Below are 25,003 nucleotides of genomic sequence, written 5' to 3' on the forward strand. Positions count from 1 at the left end.
TTATTGTTTTTGATGATATAGAAAAATTCTCTCTCAAGGGATATATCCTTGGATGACATGAAAAATCCCGGTATCCGCGGAATGCATCGATTCCTTGCAAAGGATGGAGATGGGATTATGAAGATGAGTATTATACGTATGGATTTTTTGGAATAGCCCAACCGGTAAAATATGGCATGCGGTTCTTCGCAAAAAAAATGTGTAATCGGTTTAATTACCGACTACACACTTTAATGACAAGTGATTACCAATTACCGGATTTTATTTTCCCTTCTTGAGAAAGGCATCCTTAAAGCCAAGCTGCTTAAAACGTTCAAGAACAGCGCCGGTTTCATCAGGCTTTAAAGGCCCTACAAATATGGTATATCTTGTGTTGTTTTTTACAAGCCTTTCTTCCACTACCATAGGATATTTTTTCCCGTATTTTTTTAGAACATCATCGCGGTTGTATTTATCGTCATAGATTACTATCTGAACATAGGTTTTGCCTTTTTCCAGTTTGCTTGAAACAGGCTTAATTTCATTTACAGGAACTGCGGATTCTTCTTCGGGCTTTTCTTCGGCTGTAGTATATATATCCGAATCGGTTTCGTCATACGTGCCTGAATCTTCGGCTTCTTCGACCGGTGTTTCTTCAACCGATGTCTCCTCAGCAGGAGCCGGAGGGTCTTCTTTTTTATCTGCAATAGGCTCATTTTTTGGGGTAACGGCGGCAACTGTGTCAACCTTTTTTTCTTCAACCGGAGCTTCATCAACAGGTTCTACTACAGGATCTACAACTTCAACGTCTTCTATCTCTTCTTTAGGCTGTTCGGGTTTTTGCGGTTCCGATACCTCGGTTACAGGAGCAGGGGCCGCTTCCGGTTTTGCTGCGGGTTCATTTATAGGATCCACCGTTATAGGAGGATTTTCCTTTGCCGGTTCCATATAGGTTTCGGTTATGGGAGCTACGGTTTCAGGTGCATACATCAAAGATGAATCTTCGGCAGGTTTCTCTTCAACCTTTTCAACCTCTTTAATTGGTTCTACTTCAGGTTCTTCAACTACGGGATCAGGTATAGCATTCACATCAGGAACTTCTTCTACTACAGGAACATCTTCAGCCGTTTCCGAGGGTGTATCTTCAATAGGGCTTTTAAGATCATCGTAGAGAATTGTATCTGAGCCTGTATTTTCGGATACGGATTCGGCTTCTTCTTTTTTGAGATTTGCATTCGGTAAATCCGAATGAGATGCTACAAAGATGGCCGGGTTGTTATCTAAGTCTTGAGATTCAGGGCCGGCGGCCGAAATACTTTTTCCGTCATCGCCTTCTTCATTTACCGGACTAGGCGTAAGGACTCTTATTCTGATAACCTTTCCCCGCGGAACTCCGAGCTTTTCTCCCAATTCGGGTGACAGACTGGCCAGAAGACCGGGAATTCCTGATGGCCCTATAACAACGGCCCTTGCCTTAACATTTTTTTCAAGGTTTGTTATTTCCAAAAGGGTGTGTTTAGGAAACATATCGCTTCTGACAAATAAGCCTTCAGCCGGAAAATCGGTAGAAGAGCCGATTCCTCCGTTTCCTTCCCAAACCGCCCATATACATGAAAACGATATAATGAATATCAATGAAAATAAAATTTTTTTGTTCATAATCCCTCTCCTTATCTCCTGCTGATTGCCTCGAATATTTCTTTTGATATTTGATCAGCCATTTTTTCGGCCTTTTTTTCTACGTCTTTTTCTTTTAGTTTAGTGATATCGATGGTTTTTTTATATATTTCTTTTTCACTCGCACAATCTAACATACGGACGGTCATTTTTTGCCAATCCGCTTCTTTTAATTGTTTTTTTTCGTTAAATAGGAGTTCGGTACCGTATTGCATATAAAAGATAATCAGATAATTCGGGCATTCTTCAAAAAAAGCCTTTATTGATGTAAGCGAAATTTCTTCTTCCGATTTTACTTCGCTGATAGGAATACTGGTAGCAATAAAACCCTCATCAAAAAACTTGTCAAAAAGGTTGTCTTCAAAAATTTCGGTAATATTTCTGCATTTTTCGTGTGCATCTTTATTTTGAAAGCAAGCAAAGGCTGCCGTATCCGCAAAAGCTAACCCGAAAAAAATAAAAAATAATATACAGCTTATGTATTTTTTTAACATAATAGTCCTCGTGATAGATTATCGGTATTCCAAAAAAAAGATTAAGAGAATTTAAAAAAGCCGACGCAGGTGAAAAAATTTGAAATAAGTAATATAATGTAAGGCAGGTTTGTTATGTAAGAATTTACAATACGCTGCGGATGGTAAAAGATATGAAGTTTAAATATAAAAAACTTTACCTGTTTTTTTTAAGTTGTATTTTTGCAGGTATGCTGTTTGCTCAAGAACAAGGTTCAAAAATCCGGTTTCAAGACCAAGACTTTATTTTAGGTATTACGATAGATGACTCGTGGTATGAAACCGTTAAGCTTGAAGCTGTGGTAAATGCCCTAAAAAACATGAAAACAAAACCCACAGTTCGTATCGTTATGTCTAAGGATGAATCCGTTTCCATGTATATTCCTATTTTTGAAGAAATCGGCAAGGTTGCTTACATATTGGCTTGTCCCGTGGATTCTTATGACATGAAATATTACAAAACGGTTTATTCGTATAAAAAGCGTTTTAAAACGGCATATGAGGTCCTTGGAAAATACACCGATATGTGGGAGATCGGAAACGAAATTAACGGAGAGGATTGGCTCGGCAAAAATCCTAAACTGATTGCTGATAAGGTAGCGGCAGCCTATGACTTTATCAAATCAAAGGAGGGAATTACGGTTGTAACTGCTTATGCTTTTGCTCCCGGAATGCAAAAAATTGAGATGATTGATTGGCTTAAAACCTATCTGCCTCCCCGCATAAAAAATAATGTAGATTATCTTTTGGTAAGCTATTACGAAGACGATAATGAAGGTTTTCAGCCTGACTGGGGAAAAATTTTTGCCGTTTTGGAAAGTATCTTTCCAAACTCAAAACTGGGTATAGGGGAATGCGGAAGTACTGATGAAAACGCCGACGAAAAAACAAAACTTAACATGATACGCCATTATTATGGTATGCCTAAATATACAAAGAATTTTATAGGCGGTTATTTTTGGTGGTATTGGGTGCAAGACTGTGTACCGCATGAAAATAACGTTTTATGGGAAGAAATAGATAGTCAAGCTGCAAAAAAAAGGGGCTTTTAAAAGCCCCTTAAAATTTTGTTATAGATTTTCCAATATCTTGTTTAAACTATCCTTTGCATCGCCTAAGAGCATCATGGTGTTGGGATTAGGTTCATACAAGGGATTTGGAACTCCCGCATAGCCTGGCTGTAGGTCAAAGTTACAGATGATTAGCTTTTTAGCTTTTTCTGCAGCCAAGACCGGCATTCCGTAGATGGGCGTGCCTTCTGCCGTGTTTGCGGCGGGGTTTACAACATCGCTTGCCCCGATGATTATGGCTAAATCCGTTTTATCAAAGTCGGGATTTATAGCTTCCATTTCGTAGAGCTTGTCATAGGGAATGTCAACTTCGCATAAAAGCACATTCATGTGGCCGGGCATTCTTCCTGCAACGGGGTGAATGGCAAAACGCACATTTTTTCCCATAGATTCAAGTTTATCTGCAAGCTGTTTTACCAAGCCTTGAGCCTGTGAAAGAGCCATGCCGTAGCCGGGTATAACGATGATTTCCTTTGCTTCCTTAAACCAAGGGCCTATTTGAGCTTCCGTTCCGGCTTGTTTTTGGCTTACTTCCGCTCCTGAGTTGGCGGATTCTCCGCCTGAAGAGCTTCCTGCGGTTCCTCCCTTAGTTCTAAGAGAGTCGAGCATGGTGTTTATGCTATCCTTTGCATCGCCTAAGAGCATCATGGTGTTGGGATTAGGTTCATACAAGGGATTTGGAACTCCCGCATAGCCTGGCTGTAGGTCAAAGTTACAGATGATTAGCTTTTTAGCTTTTTCTGCAGCCAAGACCGGCATTCCGTAGATGGGTGTACCTTCTGCCGTGTTTGCGGCGGGGTTTACAACATCGCTTGCTCCTATGATTATAGCCAAATCCGTCTTATCAAAGTCCGGATTTATAGCTTCCATTTCGTAGAGCTTGTCATAGGGAATGTCAACTTCGCATAAAAGCACATTCATATGGCCGGGCATTCTTCCTGCAACGGGGTGAATGGCAAAACGCACATTTTTTCCCATAGATTCAAGTTTATCTGCCAGCTGTTTTACCAAGCCTTGGGCTTGTGAAAGAGCCATGCCGTAGCCGGGGATAACGATGATTTCCTTAGCATCATTAAACCATGAGGTAAGCTGCGATTTATCGGCATGTCCTGTTGCCGTAAGCTCTTGTTGAGCAGGTTTTGCTTCTCCCGTTTGCTGAGCTTGTTTCTCTGACGCTTCTTTTGATGAAGATTCTGAAGGGCTTGCAGGCTGTGCAGGTTTTGCCGGTTTAGCCGGAGAAGCCGCCTTACTGAAAAGAATTGAAGCTAGGCTCCTATTCATTGCCCTGCACATAATCTGGGTAAGCAGGAGCCCCGAAGCTCCGACTATGCCTCCTACCGATACCAAGAGAATATCTCCTATCGCCATACCTGCAATTGAGGCCGCAACACCCGATGTTGAGTTTAAAAGAGAAATCGTAATCGGCATGTCCGCTCCGCCTACGCGTATAGCAAAGAAGATGCCGAAAAGCAGGCTTATTACAAGCCCTGCAACCGAAATGATTATCATTAGTTCAGGTTTAATAGGAAGAAGAACGATGAAGGCTATCATTCCTAAAAAGCTGACTGTGGTCAAAGCCTGATGAGCAGGCAGAACCGTGGGTTTTTGAGGAAGAAGCTTGTGAAGCTTTCCTGCAGCTATTAAGCTGCCTGAAAAGGTTAAAGCTCCTACTGCTAAGGCTATTCCTCCTGTAACAATAGCAAATATTCCTGCTTGAGTATTAACCGCTGCGAGAGTTAAGAGGGCTGCAACAGCCGAAGCTGCTCCGCCTAAGCCGTTGAGTAAGGCAACTGTTTGGGGCATGGTAATCATTTCTACCTTTATTGTTAGGTAAATACCGATTGCCGCTCCTATCGCAAGCCCTGCCCACATCATTCCTGCAGAGAATATATTATATTTATAAAGGGTTACGCATACGGCTGCGAGCATACAAAGGGCACTTAAACGGTTTCCCTTAACTGCCGATTTAACCTTACTCATCATATTGATTCCTAAAAGAACCCCAATGCTGAGTACTCCGCAAATAATATAATAAACCGTATCCGTCATTTTGTATCCTCTTTAGATTCATTGCCTGTTTTAAACATTTTAAGCATTCTGTCCGTAAGACCGAAGCCTGCAACTACGTTTATTGTTGCACAAATGATGCCTATACAGCCGAAAATCTTGCTGCCTGTTGTAACTGCATATGCCGTAGCGGTCATTGTAGCCAAAATAGTAATGCCGGATAAGGCATTCATACCCGACATAAGAGGGGTATGCAAAAGACTTGGTACATTCTTGATCAGTTTGTAGCCTATAAGGGTCGTTACAACAAAGACAAGAACCAGTATCAATTCCAGACTCATATGCCCATTGCCTCCCTGGCTCCCTTATGAACGATTTCACCGTCAATAGTGGTAAGAATACCTTTGACAATGTCATCATTTCGGTCAAGCTCGATTTTTCCGTCCTTGATAAGATAGCGGGTAAGGTTGCAAATATTTTGAGCAAACATCCATGTAGAGCTTGAGGGAAGAAGTCCGGGGATGTTTTTAATACCTACAAGGTGAACATTGTGCTTTTTGACAACTTCGCCCGGAGGTGTTAACTCACAGTTTCCGCCTTGGTCGATTGAAATATCAACGATTACCGAGCCGGGTTTCATGGTCTTTACCATTTCTTCGGTGATTATAACCGGAGCGAGTTTTCCCGGAACAAGGGCCGAAAGGAAGATTATGTCCATATCCTTAATATGAGGAGCAAGCAGCTTTCTTTCGTTTTCGAGGGTCTCTTTTTTTAGATGAAGGGCGTAGCCGCCCTCTCCGATGGCCTCATTTTCGGGAACGCCTAAGTCGATAATCTTTGCACCAAGGGACTGAGCCTGTTCACGGGCTGCAGGCCGGATATCGGCTGCATAGGTTACTGCTCCAAGTCTTTTGGCAGTTGCGAGAGCCTGTAAGCCTCCTACACCTGTTCCGACTACTAAGACATTCATAGGTTTAATCATACCTACGGCACAGAAAATTTGAGGGATAAATCGCGGCAAGAGATTTGCAGCAATTAATATTCCTTTATAACCTGCACAGGTACTCATCGAAGTAAGAGCATCCATGTTTTGTGCTCTTGAAATTCGAGGAACTCCGTCGAGGGTTAAAGAAATAACGCCTTTTTTTGCCATATTTTTAACCATTTCGTGGTTAACCGGAGCTGCAGGGTGAATAAAAGTGATAAGATACTGTCCTTTGTGCATCATATCTATTTCGTGGCAGCCCATTGCATCATTATAAAGGGGTTCTTTTACCTTTAAAATTATTTCCGAATCGGAAAAAAGCTTTTTAACATCGGAAACTATTTCCGCTCCGGCCTTTTCATATTCCGGATCATGGAAATAGGCGCCTTCACCGGCCCCTTTTTCCACTAAAACCTTGTGTCCGTCCTTAACCAAAAGCTCGCATGTTTCCGGAGTAGCGGCAACACGGTCTTCTCCATGCATGATTTCCTTAGGAATACCAATAATCATAAAATCCTCCTATAAAGCACAGCTTTTATATAGCCATACTGAACTCTTAATTTCAATCGATTATATCATAGTAAGACATTGCCGTCAAGGTTCGGTTTTAGTGTTGTGGTTTCCTGAAATTTGTTTACATCTAATTTATTTTAAGCTCTTATATATTTTTTTTAATTGTGATAAAATGACGTTCATAGGAGAAAAAAATGAAAATATGTAGAAAGATTATTCTTTTGGTTTTAACCATCTCTGTTTTGTTTGTTTTTTCATGTAAAACAAATGAGAAAAAAAATGCTCCCGCTCAAGCAAATGGCGATTTAAGTAAATATGAGCTGGTAGCAGAGGCCGCAACAAAACAGTGTCCTGTAATGCTTGATGAAATAACAAGGCTTGATTCCGTTCAATACAAAGGGAAAGAAAATGCTCTAATTTATAATTACAGCATAATAAACGTAAAAAAATCCGATCTTCCCGCTAATGCTACTGATCTTGCAGCCGGAATGATGAGGGATACTATGTTATCCAAGTTAAAAGGTCAGGCTGCGCTGGATATGTTTAGAAAAGACAAGGTAAAGCTTGTTTATGTTTTTAAAGATATGGAAGGTAAAGATCTTTTTGTATTTGATTTTAAGCATACGGAATATTAGTTAAAAAATAATTAACTTAAAATTTAGGAAACTTAGATAGGAAATTAAGATGAAAATAATCAAAAAAATAAGTTTTTTAGCGGCAATAATGATCTGTTTTGTATTCTGTTTTGCTTGTTCTAAAGACAGCGATAAAGGCGGATATAAAACTAATTACAAAGCTATAGCAGATGCTTTAAACAAACAGTGTCCGACAAAGATAGATGAGAATATTCAACTTGATGCAGTTGAATATATTGAAAGCTCTCATACTCTTCAATATGTTTATTCTTTTACCGAAATGGTTAAAGAAAATAATACGCCTGAGGTGTGGAATATAATTGAGGCTGCTACCAGAGAAGCTCTTATCACTGAATTTAAGTCCCAGACTAATATTGAGCAATTTAGGAAGGATAAGCTTAATATGAGTTTTGTTTACAAGGATAAAGATAAAGAGCACCTTTTTACTATTGTGCTCAATAGTGGAGAGTACTAAAAATAGAGTTAAGCCCTTTTTAATACAGTAATCTTAAAACAGATCTAAAAATTATTTTTTTAGCAAAAACCTTACCAAAAGTACTTGACAAAAGTTTGAGAAAGGGGTATATTCGCTCACACCGTCAGCTAAGACGGTGTGCCTAGAAAAGCAAAGAAAACACTAGAAAAGTTTTGCAAGTCTTGCATTTTCAATGAAGGCAAGGCTTCTTAAGTTTGGCAGTTTAAAAGCTGCAAAAAGGGTTAAAAAAAATAAAAAAACTTTTAAAAAGCTCTTGACAAAAAGTGAGAAAATACTGTATACTCCTTTTTGCTCGCTACATAACTTTTACAAGTTTTTAGCGGATGATATTTGAAATTAAGAGGGAAGGGAAAGAACAAAAATAGCCAAAGCGTAAAGCTTTTGGTAAGGAAAGTATCAAAAACCGGTAAGGGTTAAGCTGATTAGCCTTTACCAAATTCCTTAACAATAATAAGTAAGGGACAAACTAAAATTAGAAATCAACCGCTCTTTAAGGGCGGCTTGAAATAATAATGATGGAGAGTTTGATCCTGGCTCAGAACGAACGCTGGCGGCGCGTCTTAAGCATGCAAGTCGAACGGTAAGGGAGAGCTTGCTCTCCCCTAGAGTGGCGGACTGGTGAGTAACGCGTGGGTGACCTGCCCTGAAGATGGGGATAGCTAGTAGAAATATTAGATAATACCGAATGTGCTCATTTACATAAAGGTAAATGAGGAAAGGAGCTACGGCTCCGCTTCAGGATGGGCCCGCGTCCCATTAGCTGGTTGGTGAGGTAAAGGCCCACCAAGGCAACGATGGGTATCCGGCCTGAGAGGGTGAACGGACACATTGGGACTGAGATACGGCCCAAACTCCTACGGGAGGCAGCAGCTAAGAATCTTCCGCAATGGACGAAAGTCTGACGGAGCGACGCCGTGTGAATGAAGAAGGCCGAAAGGTTGTAAAATTCTTTTGCAGATGAAGAATAAGAAGAAGAGGGAATGCTTCTTTGATGACGGTAGTCATGCGAATAAGCCCCGGCTAATTACGTGCCAGCAGCCGCGGTAACACGTAAGGGGCGAGCGTTGTTCGGAATTATTGGGCGTAAAGGGTATGTAGGCGGTTAGGTAAGCCTGGTGTGAAATCTACGAGCTCAACTCGTAAACTGCATTGGGTACTGCTTGACTTGAATCACGGAGGGGAAACCGGAATTCCAAGTGTAGGGGTGGAATCTGTAGATATTTGGAAGAACACCGGTGGCGAAGGCGGGTTTCTGGCCGATGATTGACGCTGATATACGAAGGTGCGGGGAGCAAACAGGATTAGATACCCTGGTAGTCCGCACAGTAAACGATGTACACTAGGTGTCGGGGCAAGAGCTTCGGTGCCGACGCAAACGCATTAAGTGTACCGCCTGGGAAGTATGCCCGCAAGGGTGAAACTCAAAGGAATTGACGGGGGCCCACACAAGCGGTGGAGCATGTGGTTTAATTCGATGATACGCGAGAAACCTTACCTGGGTTTGACATCAAGAGCAATGACATAGAGATATGGCAGCGTAGCAATACGGCTCTTGACAGGTGCTGCATGGCTGTCGTCAGCTCGTGCCGTGAGGTGTTGGGTTAAGTCCCGCAACGAGCGCAACCCCTACTGCCAGTTACTAACAGGTAAAGCTGAGGACTCTGGCGGAACTGCCGATGACAAATCGGAGGAAGGTGGGGATGACGTCAAGTCATCATGGCCCTTACGTCCAGGGCTACACACGTGCTACAATGGTTGCTACAAATCGAAGCGACACCGCGAGGTCAAGCAAAACGCAAAAAAGCAATCGTAGTCCGGATTGAAGTCTGAAACTCGACTTCATGAAGTTGGAATCGCTAGTAATCGCACATCAGCACGGTGCGGTGAATACGTTCCTGGGCCTTGTACACACCGCCCGTCACACCATCCGAGTCGAGGGTACCCGAAGTCGCTAGTCTAACCCGTAAGGGAGGACGGTGCCGAAGGTACGTTTGGTAAGGAGGGTGAAGTCGTAACAAGGTAGCCGTACCGGAAGGTGCGGCTGGATCACCTCCTTTCTAAGAGAAAGGGTAGTATAGAAGGTTTTTTAACCTTCTATAAAAATATACAATGTATATTAGTCTTGAAGTACACAAGACAAATTGATACTTCCTTTTCGTTCTTTCCTGAAACTCTTTTTTTATAGGGCCTGTAGCTCAGTCGGTTAGAGCACTTCTCTGATAAGGAAGGGGTCATTAGTTCAACTCTAATCAGGCCCATACCGATTGAAGAATCGGCTCAATAACTTAGTTCTTTTAAAGAACTGAGCGAACAGATATTTGACATAACTAGGGAAGGGAATGAAGACGCTGGAATGTTTGAAACATAACAGTGTAAAAGAAAACTAAAAATACAAAACTTCTTTTTTAAGCGAAAAGAGTAAAGAAAGAAGGGACAATAATATGGTCAAGCGAGAATAGGTTTATGGCGAATGCCTATGGAGCTAAGAGGCGAAGAAGGCCGTGGTAAGCTGCGAAAAGTTCCGTGTAGGAGCACACATCCTGTGATACGGAAATAGCCGAATGGGGTAACCCGTTAGTAGTGATACTGACATTACGCTCTTGAATAAAATAGAGAGGTAAAGCGATACTGAGTGAACTGAACCATCTAAGTAACTCAAGGAAAAGAAATCAAGTAAGAGATTCCGAAAGTAGCGGCGAGCGAAATTGGAGGAGCCTAAACCCTTTAAAGGGAGTTGAAGGGCTGCATCGGCGTAGGACCGACAAGTTACAAATTCGATTTATAGCAGAAAGGTTTTGGGAAAGCCTGGCGCAGAGGGTGAAACCCCCGTAAGCGAAATAAATCGGACTTGTTGATGCAGTACCTGAGTACGGCGGGGCACGAGAAACCCTGTCGGAAGCCGGGTCGACCACGATCCAAGGCTAAATACTACTTAGCTACCGATAGTGAACAAGTACCGTGAGGGAAAGGTGAAAAGAACCCCAGTAAGGGGAGTGAAATAGAACCTGAAACCGTAAACCAACAAGATGTTACAGCCCTTTTAAGGGTGGTAGCGTGCCTTTTGTAGAATGAGCCTGCGAGTTACGATATGCAGCGAGGTTAAGGAATAGAAGTTCCGGAGCCTAAGGGAAACCGAGTCTTAATAGGGCGAATAGTTGCATGTCGTAGACCCGAAGCCGGAGTGATCTAGTCATGAGCAGGTTGAAGCAAGGGTAAAACCTTGTGGAGGACCGAACTATAATCTGTTAAAAAAGGTATGGATGACTTGTGACTAGGAGTGAAAGGCTAATCAAACCCGGAAATAGCTGGTTCTCCCCGAAATGCCTTTAGGGACAGCCTCATACAAAATTATCGGAGGTAAAGCACTAGTTGGACTAGGGGGCGTCAAAGCCTACCAAACCCAGTTAAACTCTGAATGCCGATAATCAACGTATGGGAGTGAGACTGCGTGCGCTAAGGTTCGTAGTCAAAAGGGAAACAGCCCAGACCGTCAGCTAAGGTCCCCAAATACTGCTTGAGTGTGAAATGAAGTGTGGATACAAAGACAGCCAGGAGGTTGGCTTAGAAGCAGCAATTCCTTTAAAGAGTGCGTAACAGCTCACTGGTCGAGTGTCCATGCGCAGATAATGTAACGGGGCTAAGCAGTATACCGAAGCTACGGGTCTTATGCATTTTTGAGCATAAGGCGGTAGGGGAGCATTCCATTAACTGATGAAGGAATACCCGCGAGGGATTCTGGAGGAGATGGAAGAGAGAATGCAGGTATAAGTAACGAAAAGGGAGGTGAGATCCCTCCCCGCCGAAAATCTAAGGTTTCCTGGGTAAAGGTAATCTCCCCAGGGTAAGTCGGCCCCTAAGGCGAGGACGAAGGTCGTAGTCGATGGGAAATCGGTTCATATTCCGATACCTTTTATAATTTCGATGGCAGGACGCATGAGGTGAAACCCGGCCGGCTAACGGATGCCGGTCAAAGTAAGCGAGCCGTTATAAAGAGTAGCAGGCAAATCCGCTATTCAAGGTAAGCTGCGACAGCGAGTGAAACTACGGTGGATCGAAGCGGGCGTAATCAAGGTGCCGGGAAATACTGTCTAAGGTTAGGTTATAAAAGACCGTACCGTAAACCGACACAGGTAGATGGGATGAGAAATCTAAGGCGCTCGAGAGAACTCGCGTTAAGGAATTCGGCAAAATGCACACGTAACTTCGGAAAAAGTGTGACCTCCTTTTTTTTAAAGATGAGGGGGTGGCAGAAAGCAGGCCCAGGCGACTGTTTATCAAAAACACAGCCATCTGCGAACCAGCAATGGGACGTATAGGTGGTGACACCTGCCCGGTGCCGGAAGGTTAAGAGGAGAGGTTAACAGCAATGTGAAGCTTTGAATTGAAGCCCCGGTAAACGGCGGCCGTAACTATAACGGTCCTAAGGTAGCGAAATTCCTTGTCGGGTAAGTTCCGACCCGCACGAATGGTGTAACGATTCTGGGCACTGTCTCAACGCGAGACTCGGTGAAATTTATATACCGGTAAAGAAGCCGGTTACCCATAGTTAGACGGAAAGACCCCGTGAACCTTCACCGCAACTTATTATTGGGACTTGGTTTATCATGTGTAGAATAGGTGGGAGGCTATGAAGCTTGACCGTTAGGTTGGGTGGAGCCGAAAAGTGAAATACCACCCTTGATAAATCAGGTTTCTAACCGCTGTCCGTGAAACCGGAAGCGGGACAGTGATAGGCAGGCGGTTTGACTGGGGCGGTCGCCTCCTAAAGAGTAACGGAGGTGCGCGAAGGTCTCCTCACGCCGGTTGGAAATCGGCGCAGCGAGTGTAAAGGCACAAGGAGGCTTAACTGCGAGAGTGACAGCTCAAGCAGATACGAAAGTAGGTCTTAATGATCTGGCGGTAGCGAGTGGAAGCGCCGTCACTTAACGGATAAAAGGTACTCCGGGGATAACAGGCTGATATTCCCCAAGAGTTCACATCGACGGGAATGTTTGGCACCTCGATGTCGGCTCATCGCATCCTGGGGCTGAAGCAGGTCCCAAGGGTTTGGCTGTTCGCCAATTAAAGCGGTACGTGAGCTGGGTTCAGAACGTCGCGAGACAGTTCGGTCCCTATCTGCTATGGGCGTTGGATACGTGAGAGGAGCTGTTTTTAGTACGAGAGGACCGAAATGGACGAACCTCTGGTGTACCGGTTATCCTGCCAAGGGTAATTGCCGGGTAGCTAAGTTCGGAAGGGATAACCGCTGAAGGCATCTAAGTGGGAAGCCCGCCTCAAGACTACGTATCCCTGAGGGTTTAACCCTCCTAAAGACTCCTTGCACACTACAAGGTTGATAGGTTGGAGGTCTAAGCACAGTAATGTGTTCAGCCGACCAATACTAATAAGTCGTGAGGCTTGACCATATTATTGTTTCTTTTTTCTGGTAATATTAACTTTCTTCTTCGTTCTCTTTTTTAGTATACTTAAAACTTGAAATAAAGTTTTAAGTCCTTAATTTGTTTATTATTGCCAGGTGGCCATAGTGGAGAGGTAATACCCGTTCCCATCCCGAACACGGAAGTCAAGCTCTCTTACGCCGATGATACTGCTGATCAAGTGGGAAAGTAGGATGCTGCCTGGCTTTTTTTATTCGTGCGGAGGCTTTAATACCCCGATGCTCTGCGTCGTAACAAAGGGTATTAAAGCCGACTGTAACCACCTTATGAGAACAACATACCCCGATGCTTCGTGTCGGGGTTGTTGATTCCTTGCTTTATTTTTTAAAAAATGATATTATCTAACTCTTATGTCTTTAAGACTGGAGTTAGGTTATGGTATTAGTTCTTGTTATTGTAATTGCTCTTATATTATATATTCTTATATTTCCTATCAAAAATGCTTTTAAAATAAAAAAGCAAGAAGAAGAAATTATTCGTTTAAAAAGTAAACTTTCGGATTTGGAATTTAAATTTCAGGGTAATTCTAATGTTTCTTCTGAGACTGAGGCTTCTATCCCCGTCAATGAAAAGGCGGAAGCTGTAAATGCAGAGCCTGAGGCTCAAGTATGGATTAAGGCCGGAGAAGGTTCTAGAAATGAAGATAATACAAATAATTCGTTTGTTAAGGAATCTGTTAATGATGAGGTAAAAGAAGATTTAAAGCAAGAAGGAATTAAAGAAAAACATGCTGCTCTTTCTCCGTATTTTAAGAAATTATTTTCAATAGAATCCATTATAAGCAAGCTGGGGATTATCCTTCTTTTGATAGGAGTGGGCTTTATCTTTAAGTTAAGCTATGACAAGGGATATATAACGCAAGAGGTAGCCTTGATTATAGGCGGTTTGATTGGTGCTGCTCTTTGCTTTTTCGGATTTAGGAGCTCGGCAAAATCGAGGCTTGTGTTAAGTCAGGTTCTATTTGGGGGAGGTATAGCCGTTTTTTATATTACTGCCTATGCAGCCTATTTAAGGTACGGTATTTTAGGGGATTTTTCCGCCTTTATATTTTTAAGCTTGATTACGGCTTTTTCTTACACCCTTTCAATTATGACCACATCTTCATCAATATCAATAATCGGATTGCTTGGTTCCCTTATAATTCCCTTTGCTGTAGATTTAGGCTTTTTAGGTTTGACAGGCTTCGGGCTCTATGTATTCGCTGTTTCTGCCCTTTCATCGGCGGTTTATTTTTTTAAGCGATGGAGGCTTTTGCAGTTTATCTCGCTGATTTCATTTTTAGGAGTTTTAACCCGTCTTTTACTCACCACGGCTTTGAATGTCGATGATGCGGTTCTGTTTTTTGGCCTTGTTCTTTTATTGATGACCGTTCATACCATTCCGGATCTTTATTTTTATTTAAAAGATGATGAAAAGAAAAGAGATAAAATTCTGTCTCCTGCTTTTGCCGTTTTAAATTTAGGCTTTTCCTTATTTTTAACATATAAACTTTCGGTTTATAAATTTGTACCTCAAAGCAGTACCTATCTTATTTTTTCATTTTTTTACATAGTTTTAGCCTATCTTGCTTTCCGAAAAAAAAGAATGGATAATTTGGGGCTTATCTACCTTGCAGGGACATTGGTTTCGCTTTATGTAACTGTAGTGGACAGGTTTACATACGATATTCAGCCCGTCCTTATATTAAGTATGGCCTTTTTAGGATTTTGGCTTTTCCGCAAAAAAGAAGAATTAAAAGTTTTCGTTTTGCTTCACATTCTTTTTGCTGCAGCTTATATAATGGCGATAATTTCACTTGGACGGGATTTCGAAAGTTTTACGCCGATCTTCTTTTTCCTTCAAGGAGCTTTTTATCTTGTTCCGATGGGCTTATCGGTTTTTGTACAAAAAGAAAAATTTAAAAAGGCTTATCAAGGGTTTGTTTTTCAAGCCTATATTTTTATATTTTTGATCTTCAGTTTGTATAAACTTGATATAAAGAGGACGGAAATTTTTGCTCAAGGTCTTACGCTCATTCTCATAGCCCTTTATAACCTTATGCATCATAAACTTAAAAAAGGATGGTTCTATGAGCGGGCTGTAGATGCAGGAATTTTTATTTTATTTTTATTTTCGTTTGCAGATACTTTAAATTGTTTTTTTAAATGGAACCGCTCTTATGTATATCTTTTTCTTGGAATTGAAGCGGCTCTAAGTTTTGCAGTTTACGGTCTTTCTCTAATAAAAGAAAAAACTGAAAATGCCCGATTTTTTTACAGGCTTTGCTTTTTTATTTTAATGTTGAAAATTCTACTCTTCGATTTTTCTATTGCAGCAGATCAATTTAGATACGGAATTTTACTTTCGGGACTTTTTATTTTAGCTTTGGATAAATTTTATAAAAATAAACTTAATAAAGATAAGGTAAGTTTAAATGTCGGCCGTATATTTTTGATTACCGTTGCATTTTTTTATTACATATTTGTTTACAGCCATATGCCGCACCGTGATGCAATCCTCATTAAAATTTGGAATATAGATATTCTTTCGGTTGTAATAAATATTTTAAATGCCCTTATATTGATTGCTTTTTTTAAGATACTAAAACTGCCTCAAATTCTTTACTTTGCAGTTATCAGTCTTATCTTTGTTTTTTTGAGCTTTGTGGATATTTATCTCCCCGTAAAAAACGGAGGTATTTTAACCCTTCTTTGGGCTTTTTATTCTATAGCTTCCTTTGTTTATTATTTGCGGAAGGGAAGGGCTAGGATGGTTTATATTTCGCTTGGGCTGATAATCTTTGTTGCGGCAAAGCTGATTATTATTGACTTAAATACTTTGAATATTTTATCGAAGGTTATTACATCCTTGGTTTTTGGCGTCGCCCTTCTTTTGCTGAGTTATGCAATTCAGCCCATGTTAAAAAAGTTTGGGAAACCTGAAATTGAAAAAACTGAAGAAAGTTAGAGAGCCTTTAAAAAAAATTTAAAAGGCTCTCTTGATCGGTTTAGATTATATGACCGGTTTGCTTAAAGATAAAGGCGTAGATATCCGCCGTTTCTTCTATTATCTTTGCAGTGGGTTTGCCGGCTCCGTGGCCCGCTTTTTCGGTTATACGGATGAGGATAGGGTTTTCTCCCTTGTAAGTATCGTGCAAGGCTTGAGCATACTTAAAGGAGTGTGCAGGAACAACCCTGTCATCATGGTCTCCCGTACATACCATAATGGAAGGATAATTGACTCCTTCTTTTACGTTATGGAGGGGCGAGTAAGCATAAAGATATTCAAACATCTCCTTACTGTCCTCGCTGCTTCCGTATTCATCGACCCAAGCCCAGCCTATGGTAAAATGCTGGTAGCGGAGCATGTCCAAGACTCCAACCTGAGGGATTGCAACGGCAAAAAGATCGGGGCGTTGGTTTGTTACGGCTCCTATTAAAAGGCCTCCGTTTGAGCCTCCTTGAATTGCAAGTTTTTTGCTTGAAGTATATTTGTGTTCTATCAAATATTCTCCGGCTGCAATAAAATCGTCGAAGACGTTTTGTTTTTTCATCTTTTTTCCTGCCGAGTGCCATGCTTCTCCGTATTCAAGGCCGCCGCGTAAATTTACGCAGGCAAAGATGCCTCCTTTTTCCAAAAAGGCCATTCTGGCTGCAGAAAAGGCAGGTGGAAGAGAAATAGCAAAGCCTCCGTACCCATACATAATCGTAGGGTTACTTCCATCGAGTTTAATATCTTTTTTTGAAACAATGTGCATAGGAATTTTTGTTCCGTCCTTGCTCTTAAAAAAGACCTGTTCGCATTTAAAATCTCCTGTGTTGATTGGAATGGCAGGAACAAAAAAGTCGGTTAAACTGTTTGTTTTTATATCATAGCGTATGATTTTGTTGGGAGTTGTATAAGAGGTAAAATTGAAAAATAAAGAGTCTTCATTTTTTCGTGTTCCTGAAAAAGAAATACTTCCATTTGCAGGCAGATTTATTTTTGTGCTATTTTTTCCGTCAAGGCCGCAGATAAAGGCCTCATCCTGAACATCCCTCAAGTAAACCGTAAGAAGTTTTCCTCCGCAAAGGGCCGCGCTTGATAAAAGGCAGTCTTTTTGAGGGATTACTTCATCGATGGACTTTTCACTTATATTGTTTAAAGATGTCTTTACAACTCGGTAAAATGGAGCTTGTTTATTTGTTAATAAATATAAAAAGCCGTTTTCGGTTTCAAGGGGCCAGACACTGTCATTAAAATGAGTGTTGTATTGTTTAAAGCAGTGTGAACATTTCGGAAGACCTTCGCTTAGATCCGCAACAAAGAGCATATTGCCCTCACTTCCTACTTCAAAAGCGGTAAGAAGGAGGGTTTTCTCGTCTTCAGTTGTACTTGCAGAAAAAGAGCGCAGGGGATGATCCTTGTCCTCAAAAATGAGAAGGTCATCGCTTTCTTTTGTTCCAAGTTTATGGTATTTTAACTTTTGGAATTCGTTTTTTTCGGTTAAAGATTTTCCTTTATCGGGAGTATCGTATGAGCTGTAAAAAAAACCGTCCTTATACCATGCAATATTGGAAAATTTTACCCAGTGGATGTGTTCTCCCGTATCGGCTTTTTTTTCGGCATCAAAGACAAAGATTTCTTCCCAGTCGGAGCCGCTTCCCGATACGGAGTAGGCCATGTATTTTCCATCCTTGGAAAAGGCAAGATTTTTTAAGGCCGTAGTTCCGTCCGCGCTTAGCTTATTCGGATCAAAAAAGACTTCAGGAGAGCTTTCCGCCTTTATGTTTCCGCTTTGGCGGCACATAATGCTTTGATTTTGTAAGCCTTCCGTTCTAAAAAAATAATAGAAATTTCCTGCCTTAAAAAGACCTGAACGTTTTTCATAATCCCAAATTTCTTCAAGCCGTTTTTTTAGCTCTCCTCTGAAAGAGATTTTGGATAAAAAATCTTCGGTTTTTTTATTTTCTTCTTTAACCCAAGCTATGACTTCGGGTGCATTATCGTCTTCAAGCCATCGGTACGGATCAGGCACGATGGTTCCAAAATAATTGTCGGAAACATCCGATTTTTTATATTGCATAATCTTCTCCTATAAAAACTTTTTGCAAGGATTATCAGAGCCTTGCGGCTATGTTCTGCAAGGAACTTTTTCATCGTATCCGCTAAAGCGGATAGCGAATCAAATCTTGAAAAAAGTTTTTTCAAGCGGTTTGTTTACAAACCGCATATAATATATAGAAGAAACTATGTTTTTTTTCAAGTAGTTTAAAAAAAATAGTAAAAAAAACAAAAAAAATACACTTTTCCGATATAAACCGCTTGACATTCTAATTTTTTGTGATAAAATGGGTTTAAGTGGGAGAAAGTAGTAAAAAGTGGGTAATTTTGCAATGACCGGAGAATATAAGAATACTCTTGACGAAAAAGGAAGAATTATGTTTCCGGCTAAAATTCGTGCAGAATTACCCGATTCAAATTTGGTTATTACAAGAGGTGTAGGTAACTGTCTTTGGATTTTTACTGCGGATAAATGGAAAAAGTTTTCGGATGAGATTATGAAGAAAACTTCCCTATTTAAAGCTCAATCCTTGTTGGTTATGAGGCGCTTAATTGCTCCGGCACAAGAAATTGAAGTTGATAAAAACGGCCGTATATCTATTCCCCAGAGCCTCCGCGAGTGTGCAGGGCTCGAAAAAGACTGCATTATTTTAGGTCTCGGTAAATGCTTTGAATTGTGGGACCTAAAGCAATATGAAAAATATTTAAAGGAGAGTGAGCCGGATTTTTCTGAAGCTGCCGAAGCTTTGGGTGAAATAGGTTTTTAGGTCTTATGCAGCCAGTCCATACATCGGTCTTGCTTGAGGAATGTCTCGAATTCTTAAAACCCGATGCTTCCGATAATCTTTTTGTAGACGGAACATTGGGAGAAGGCGGACATACTGAAGCTTTTTTAAAAAGATATCCTCAACTGAATGCGATAGGCGTTGATGCCGATGTTTCTATTCAAGAACGGGCAAAAGAAAGGTTAAAACCCTTCGGTGAACGCATCCGGTTTCACTTAGGCTGGTCCGATGAGTTTTTTAAAAATTACCCGAAAGACTTTGCTCCTCCGAATTTAATTCTTTTGGATTTAGGAATATCCATGTTTCACTATGTAAAATCGGGGAGGGGATTTTCTTTTTCTTCTGACGAACCCTTGGATATGCGGCTTAATCCTGAGCTTAGGCTGAGTGCCGCCGATATTGTCAATTCTTATAATGAAAAAGATTTGGCGGATTTAATTTTTAATTACGGTGAAGAGCGTTACTCAAGAAAGATAGCTTCCCGTATAGTTGAACAAAGAGCTGCGGCGGCTTTTAGTAATGCAAAAGAATTGGCTGATTGTATTTACAAGGCTGTCCCTCAAAATTACAGGCATGGAAAAATTCATCCTGCAACAAAAACTTTTCAAGCTCTTAGAATTGCAGTGAATGGAGAGCTTGATAGACTACCTCGTCTTTTGGAAGCGGCTTTTTCGGTTTTGGCTCCTAACGGACGGCTTGGGCTTATTACTTTTCATTCTCTTGAGGATAGAATTGTAAAGTTCTATTTTAAAGAATTAGGGAAAAGCTGTACCTGTCCCGAAAATATGCCGATATGTAAGTGCGGGGGTAGGCCTAGGGCTGAAGTTTTAACAAAAAAAGCCGTTAAGGCTTCGGATGAAGAAATAAGGCTTAATCCTCCGTCGAGGAGTGCACGCCTTAGGGTTGTGCGTAAAATTGATTATCGGGAGAGTTAAAATGAAAAAAATACTTGCTGTGCTTTTCACATTGTTTATTCCTCTTTTTTTGTTTGCAGTGGTTTTGCAGTCTTCGCGTTATACAAGTGTTGAAAGGGATTTGGCTGATTATAATAAAGAACAGTCTAAAATTATTGATGAAAATAAAAAGAAAATTTCCGGTATTTCTATTTTATCGAAGCCTGAGCGTATCGAAAGAATTGCCGTTGAAGAATTAAAAATGAGAAAAGCTTTGTCGGCCGAGATTTTGAGGGTTTCAATTTCAAAGGAGAATAAGGATGGTTAGAGAAAACTTAAGCAATAATTTAGACTATTCTCTTATGAATCTTGATGAATTGCTTACAAGTACCGGTGCATGGCTTGTTTATGAATCTAATTCCTCTAAAGCGTTTTCTTCTGTAGTCATGGACAGCCGTAATGTAAAAAATAATTCTCTCTTTATTCCTTTACGAGGTGAAAATCAGGACGGGCATGTTTACATAGAGCCTGCTTTAAAGAATGGAGCTAAATTTTTTGTTGTTGACTTTGATTATCTTGATGAAAATGAAACTGCATTATTGTCATTGTGCAAAAACTATGATGCTTCATGTGTTGCCGTAAAAAATAATTTAAAAGCCTTACAGGATGCTGCAAGATATTATTTGTCGAAATTTCCCAATCTTTATAAAATAGGTATTACGGGGTCAAGCGGTAAAACAACTACAAAAGAAATTTTGGCTTCTATATATTCTAAAAAATATAATACCGTATCGACAAAGGGTAATTTAAATTCCGAAACAGGTTTACCTCTTTCCGTTTTTGAAGTACGGCCCGAACATGAAGCCGGAATATTTGAGCTTGGCATGAACCGTAAGGGGGAGATAGCCGAAATAGCAAGCGTTCTTTTACCAAACGCCGCTATAATTACAAACATAGGAACTGCCCATATCGGTATTCTCGGCACAAAGCAGGCAATTGCTGAGGAAAAAAAAGAAATTTTTTCTTTTTTTAAAGATGACTCTTTAGGCTTTATTCCTGAATGTGAATTTACGGATTTCTTAAAAGATATTCCTCATGGTTCTGTTTTTACGGTTTCAGATAATGATTCTTCATTGGTGCAAAAGGTTGAAGATGCCGGTGTATTGGGTTCTAAAATTTTTTATAAAGGAGAAGAAATTTTATTCCCATTACCCGGAGTGTATAATGTAAAAAATGCTCTTTTATGTATAGCCTTGGCGGAAAAAAAAGGTTTTTCGGCTAAGGAAATTAAATCGGGTTTAGAAGCCGTGCGGCCTCTGTTTGGTAGATCGCAGGTCTTGCACGGCTTTGTAACCTATTTTTTGGATTGCTATAATGCAAATCCCGACTCGATGAAAAGTGCAATAGAGTTTTGTGATTCTATAAATACCGAATGTGCAAAACATTATGTTTTGGCATCTATGCTTGAGCTGGGGGCTGAATCCGACTATGAGCATAAAAAAATAATTGAAGATGCATTAAAATCAAATGCCGATAATTTATACTTTTTTGGAGATGATATTTGTTCCGCTTTTGAAGGTATGAACGTTTCTTCTTCAAAAAAAATATATAAGTTTAAAACAAATCAATTCGATGCATTAAAAGAACAGCTTAAAGAAAATTTGTCTAAAGATGATTTTGTTTTATTAAAAGGTTCAAGATCAATGGAACTTGAAAGATTGGAATCCGTTTTAAAAGAAGGGGAGATTTAAATGGTGAAACATATTATTGCAAAGAAAAATATTCACTCTGAAAAGTATGACTTTGTTTTTGCAATGTCGGTTCTTCTCCTTTTCGGCGTCGGCTTTGCGACCCTGTATTCCGGTTCTATTCATTACGCTCAACGTTTTTTTGACAATCACCTTTATTTTGTCGGTAAGCAAATAAAACATTTTATTGCAGGTATCATTGCAATGACGTTTTTTCTCTTTGTAGATTTTTCTACAATAAGAAAAATGCTGCCTTTTATTATGCTTGCGACTTTTATTTTTTGTCTGCTTCCGTTTATTCCAGGAATCGGAGAAGAAAGAAACGGTGCTTCCCGATGGATAAATATTGCAGGTTTTATGTTTCAGCCTTCGGAGCTTTTAAAGCTTTCTTTAATTTTATTTTTAGCTAATTTTTTCGACAAGAAAAACGGTAATTATGATCAGCCTTTAGTTTCGATTATTACGCCTTTTGTTATAATATCTTTGTTTGCTTTTTTGGTATATTTGGAAAATGACTTTTCTTCTTCGATGTTTATCTTTTTTATAGCCGGTTTGATGTTCTTTATAGCAGGTGTTCCGATATTATGGTTTATTAAAGGATTTGTAAGTTTTGCACCAATCTTTATTTTGATGATTATAACAAAAGAATATAGAATGGAAAGAGTTCTATCTTTTTTGGATCCTTCAAGGAGTCCTTTAGATTCAGGTTTTCAAATACAGGCTGCTCTTAATGCATTGACAAGCGGTGGAGTTTGGGGGCAAGGATTAGGAAACGGTTTACGTAAAATAGCAAGTGTACCTGAAATATATTCCGATTTTATATTTGTTGTATGGGCTGAGGAAATGGGATTTATAGGTGTTGTGTTTTATATTGCATTACTTGCCTTTTTTGCATTTTTCGGCTATAGGATAGCTTTTGGTTGTAGGAGCAGATTCGGTGCTTATGTAGCTTTTGGGGCTGTAAGTTGTATACTATCTCAGTCACTGGTAAATTGTGCTGTTGTTTCAAAAATGATTCCGGCCACAGGAATACCCCTTCCTTTTTTTTCATCGGGAGGATCATCATTGGTAGTTACGTTTTCTTTATGCGGTCTAATTTTAAATGCATCAGGATATGTGAATAAAAAGGAGAAATAGATGGCTGATATTTTGTATACTTGGAAAAAAAATGAATATTTGAATGATGCATATGTTAAAGAAAAAGTTATTAATGATAATAAATCATCAAAGCTTAAATCGGCAGTAGTTAGATTTCTTATTATTAGTTTTGTCTTGCTCTTATTGGGAGAGATTATTTATTATGCAATAATTTTACCCTATAGTTCTATAGCAGCAGTAAATATTTCGGGTTGTTCCGATTTAAGTTCGATAGAAGTAAAAAAACTAGCAGGAATCGAAAGTAATACTAAATGGCTTTCTATAGATTCCTCTGAGATTTCTAAAAAACTTGTATCATATCCCGGAATTGCATCCGTTACCGTAGAAAAGAAATTTCCCGATAAGGTTTCAATTAAAATAGTTGAAAGAAAGGCTGTTGCTTTGGCTTTTACCGAAGTTGAAGGAAGAACCGTTCCAATGGAAATTGACGGTTACGGTGTGGTTTTTAGGATAGGTTCTCCTATTATTAAATCAAATTTGCCTATTATTACAGGGCTTACATTTAAAAGTCCTCGTGAAGGTATGCAGGTTAACGAAAAACTTTCTCAGCTTTTTGTTCAGTTGGATATTTTACAAAAAAAACATCCCGTTTTATTAAATGAAATATCGGAAATAAAAATTCAACCTAAAAAATACGGAGGTTATGATTTGATTCTCTATCCTGTAAAGAGTAGATTATCGGTTATAACCAATAAATTTTTGACGGAAGAATCTTTACAATATATGATCCTTATTCTGGATGTAGTTAAGGATATAAATTTAGAAAAAAATATTATTGGAATTGATCTACGTGGTGCTAATGCCGTTTATATAAAAAGAGAGGCTAAAGATGAGTGATGATATAATCGTAGGTTTGGATATAGGAAGTAAAAATATTCGAGTTGTTGTTGCCGAAAAAAATGACGAAGGGCATTTACAGATAACGGGTATCGGTATGAGTGAATCGACGGGCATACATCGGGGTATTGTCACTAATATTGAGAATACCGTTCAGGGTATAAATAAGGCTGTTGATGAGGCTGAGGTTATGTCCGGTGTAGATATTTCCCATTGTACTGTCGGCTTGGGCGGAGTTCATATAGAGGGAGTCAACTCTAAGGGTGTTTTTCCTATAAGAGACAAGGGTAAAAATAATAAGGAAATCGACCGCTCCGATATAGATGCAGTAATTAATTCTGCACAGGCTGTTGAGTTTACAGGAGATAGAGAAATAATTCATGTTGTGCCTCAGTCTTATACGGTAGATAGGCAGCGTGGAATCAAAGATCCGCTAAATATGATAGGTACAAGACTTGAAGCCGAGGTTCATTTAATAACGGGTGTAGCAACCTCTATGAAAAATATTCCAAACTGTGTTCAAAGAGCCGATTTAAATATAGACGGCTTAATGCATAACGGTTTGGCGGATGTAAGAGCTGTTATGACAAATGATGAACAAGAGCTTGGTTCAATTTTAATAGATATCGGAGCAGGCACTACCGATATAGTTGTTATGCAAAACGGAGGACCTATAATTACGGCCGCATTACCTGTAGGCGGAATACAGGTTACCAATGATCTTGCAATAGTAAAAAGTATTCCGTTTGATACGGCGGAAAAAATAAAAATATCAAGCGGATGCTGCTGGATGCCTTTTGTTGAAAGAGATGAGCAGGTTTTAATTCCGGCTTTTGGAGGAAGAGGACCTGAAGAAATTTATAGAAGTGAGATTTGCGAAATATTGCAAGCCCGCATGGCTGAAATTTTTGTAATGGTAAAAAATAAGGTGGATGACCTTACGCAAGGTTCCCGCCTTGGCGGTTCCGTTATAATATGCGGAGGCGGAGCCTTGCTAAACGGTACAACGGAATTAGCTGATGAAATATTCGGTATGCAATCTGCCAGACTGGGAATTCCTTCAACTATAGGAGGAGTTGTAGGGCGATATCGAAGCCCGGAGTTCGCTACGGTGTTGGGATTAATATTGCATAGATTAGATGATCAAAATAAAATAGGTAAGGTTTCAAGTTCCAGAAAAGAAAATTCGGGGCTTGTTGTTTCAAAAATAAAAAATTTTATAAAAGAATTATTTTAAAATTGCATACG

The 25,003-nt window shown here is 40.0% G+C and carries 17 protein-coding genes, 1 tRNA gene and 3 rRNA genes; 15 read left to right on the forward strand and 6 right to left on the reverse strand.

The features are described from left to right. Window positions 1–261: 261 nt before the first annotated feature. Window positions 262–1,638 carry an SPOR domain-containing protein gene (locus tag TDE_RS05675; protein WP_002682434.1) on the reverse strand — a complete coding sequence of 459 codons (1,377 nt, stop codon included), beginning with the start codon at window positions 1,636–1,638 and terminating at the stop codon, window positions 262–264. Window positions 1,639–1,649: 11 nt separating this feature from the next. Then, window positions 1,650–2,150, reverse strand: coding sequence for a hypothetical protein (locus tag TDE_RS05680; protein WP_002682437.1), 501 nt, complete (start codon window positions 2,148–2,150; stop codon window positions 1,650–1,652). Between the two features lie 152 nt (window positions 2,151–2,302). On the opposite strand from TDE_RS05680, the gene TDE_RS05685 reads away from it, so the two are divergent. Beyond that, entirely contained in the window at window positions 2,303–3,220 is a 918-nt protein-coding gene (locus TDE_RS05685; RefSeq protein ID WP_010956922.1) for a hypothetical protein, read from the forward strand. Between the two features lie 18 nt (window positions 3,221–3,238). Here TDE_RS05685 and TDE_RS05690 read toward each other — a convergent pair whose 3' ends face one another. The 3 genes from TDE_RS05690 to TDE_RS05700 are packed head-to-tail and all read right to left on the reverse strand — an operon-like array spanning window position 3,239 to window position 6,740. Further along, window positions 3,239–5,287, reverse strand: coding sequence for an NAD(P)(+) transhydrogenase (Re/Si-specific) subunit beta (locus TDE_RS05690; RefSeq protein ID WP_010956923.1), 2,049 nt, complete (start codon window positions 5,285–5,287; stop codon window positions 3,239–3,241). After that, window positions 5,284–5,586, reverse strand: a complete 303-nt coding sequence (locus tag TDE_RS05695; protein WP_002670738.1) for an NAD(P) transhydrogenase subunit alpha — start codon at window positions 5,584–5,586, stop codon at window positions 5,284–5,286. The genes TDE_RS05690 and TDE_RS05695 overlap by 4 nt, the downstream gene beginning before the upstream one ends. Further along, window positions 5,583–6,740 (reverse strand): NAD(P) transhydrogenase subunit alpha, encoded by a 1,158-nt coding sequence (locus tag TDE_RS05700; RefSeq protein ID WP_002670740.1) that lies wholly within the window; start codon window positions 6,738–6,740, stop codon window positions 5,583–5,585. Before TDE_RS05700 ends, TDE_RS05695 begins: the two co-directional genes overlap by 4 nt. Window positions 6,741–6,937: 197 nt before the next feature. Between TDE_RS05700 and TDE_RS05705 the strand changes: the two genes are divergently transcribed. The 7 genes from TDE_RS05705 (at window position 6,938) to TDE_RS05735 (ending at window position 16,258) form a co-directional block, all read left to right on the forward strand. Next, window positions 6,938–7,378, forward strand: coding sequence for a hypothetical protein (locus tag TDE_RS05705; protein WP_002670742.1), 441 nt, complete (start codon window positions 6,938–6,940; stop codon window positions 7,376–7,378). Between the two features lie 49 nt (window positions 7,379–7,427). Further along, window positions 7,428–7,853: a hypothetical protein gene (locus tag TDE_RS05710; RefSeq protein ID WP_002677676.1), complete on the forward strand. Its 426-nt coding sequence runs from the start codon at window positions 7,428–7,430 to the stop codon at window positions 7,851–7,853. A gap of 533 nt (window positions 7,854–8,386) precedes the next feature. Then, window positions 8,387–9,931 (forward strand): 16S ribosomal RNA (locus TDE_RS05715). 127 nt (window positions 9,932–10,058) lie between these two features. Then, window positions 10,059–10,132 (forward strand) — tRNA-Ile (locus tag TDE_RS05720). 185 nt (window positions 10,133–10,317) lie between these two features. Continuing rightward, window positions 10,318–13,279 (forward strand): 23S ribosomal RNA (locus TDE_RS05725). A gap of 106 nt (window positions 13,280–13,385) precedes the next feature. Then, window positions 13,386–13,497 (forward strand): 5S ribosomal RNA (gene rrf / locus TDE_RS05730). The 16S, 23S and 5S rRNA genes sit together here with 1 tRNA gene alongside, the layout of an rRNA operon. Window positions 13,498–13,687: 190 nt before the next feature. Continuing rightward, window positions 13,688–16,258, forward strand: coding sequence for a DUF2339 domain-containing protein (locus TDE_RS05735; RefSeq protein ID WP_002678675.1), 2,571 nt, complete (start codon window positions 13,688–13,690; stop codon window positions 16,256–16,258). A gap of 40 nt (window positions 16,259–16,298) precedes the next feature. Here TDE_RS05735 and TDE_RS05740 read toward each other — a convergent pair whose 3' ends face one another. Continuing rightward, window positions 16,299–18,356 (reverse strand): prolyl oligopeptidase family serine peptidase, encoded by a 2,058-nt coding sequence (locus tag TDE_RS05740; RefSeq protein WP_002678678.1) that lies wholly within the window; start codon window positions 18,354–18,356, stop codon window positions 16,299–16,301. A gap of 310 nt (window positions 18,357–18,666) precedes the next feature. Here TDE_RS05740 and mraZ point away from each other — a divergent pair, with 310 nt between their 5' ends. From mraZ to ftsA, 7 genes are read left to right on the forward strand one after another with little or no spacing between them, the layout of a single operon-like run. Continuing rightward, complete coding sequence (gene mraZ / locus TDE_RS05745; protein WP_002678680.1) at window positions 18,667–19,101, forward strand: division/cell wall cluster transcriptional repressor MraZ; 435 nt, start codon at window positions 18,667–18,669, stop codon at window positions 19,099–19,101. Between the two features lie 5 nt (window positions 19,102–19,106). After that, window positions 19,107–20,054 (forward strand): 16S rRNA (cytosine(1402)-N(4))-methyltransferase RsmH, encoded by a 948-nt coding sequence (gene rsmH / locus TDE_RS05750; protein ID WP_002678681.1) that lies wholly within the window; start codon window positions 19,107–19,109, stop codon window positions 20,052–20,054. Window position 20,055: 1 nt separating this feature from the next. Continuing rightward, window positions 20,056–20,340, forward strand: coding sequence for a cell division protein FtsL (locus tag TDE_RS05755; protein WP_002668438.1), 285 nt, complete (start codon window positions 20,056–20,058; stop codon window positions 20,338–20,340). Beyond that, the gene (locus tag TDE_RS05760) at window positions 20,333–21,763 is read left to right on the forward strand and encodes a UDP-N-acetylmuramoyl-tripeptide--D-alanyl-D-alanine ligase (RefSeq protein WP_002678687.1); all 1,431 of its coding nucleotides are present in this window, start codon (window positions 20,333–20,335) and stop codon (window positions 21,761–21,763) included. The genes TDE_RS05755 and TDE_RS05760 overlap by 8 nt, the downstream gene beginning before the upstream one ends. Then, window positions 21,764–22,897, forward strand: coding sequence for a putative lipid II flippase FtsW (gene ftsW / locus TDE_RS05765; protein ID WP_002677685.1), 1,134 nt, complete (start codon window positions 21,764–21,766; stop codon window positions 22,895–22,897). Beyond that, window positions 22,898–23,755, forward strand: coding sequence for a cell division protein FtsQ/DivIB (locus TDE_RS05770; RefSeq protein WP_002668441.1), 858 nt, complete (start codon window positions 22,898–22,900; stop codon window positions 23,753–23,755). Beyond that, window positions 23,748–24,992 (forward strand): cell division protein FtsA, encoded by a 1,245-nt coding sequence (ftsA, locus tag TDE_RS05775; RefSeq protein WP_002678694.1) that lies wholly within the window; start codon window positions 23,748–23,750, stop codon window positions 24,990–24,992. The genes TDE_RS05770 and ftsA overlap by 8 nt, the downstream gene beginning before the upstream one ends. Window positions 24,993–25,003: the final 11 nt, after the last annotated feature.

Origin of the sequence: Treponema denticola ATCC 35405, from assembly GCF_000008185.1 — a bacterium.
Classification (GTDB): domain Bacteria; phylum Spirochaetota; class Spirochaetia; order Treponematales; family Treponemataceae; genus Treponema_B; species Treponema_B denticola.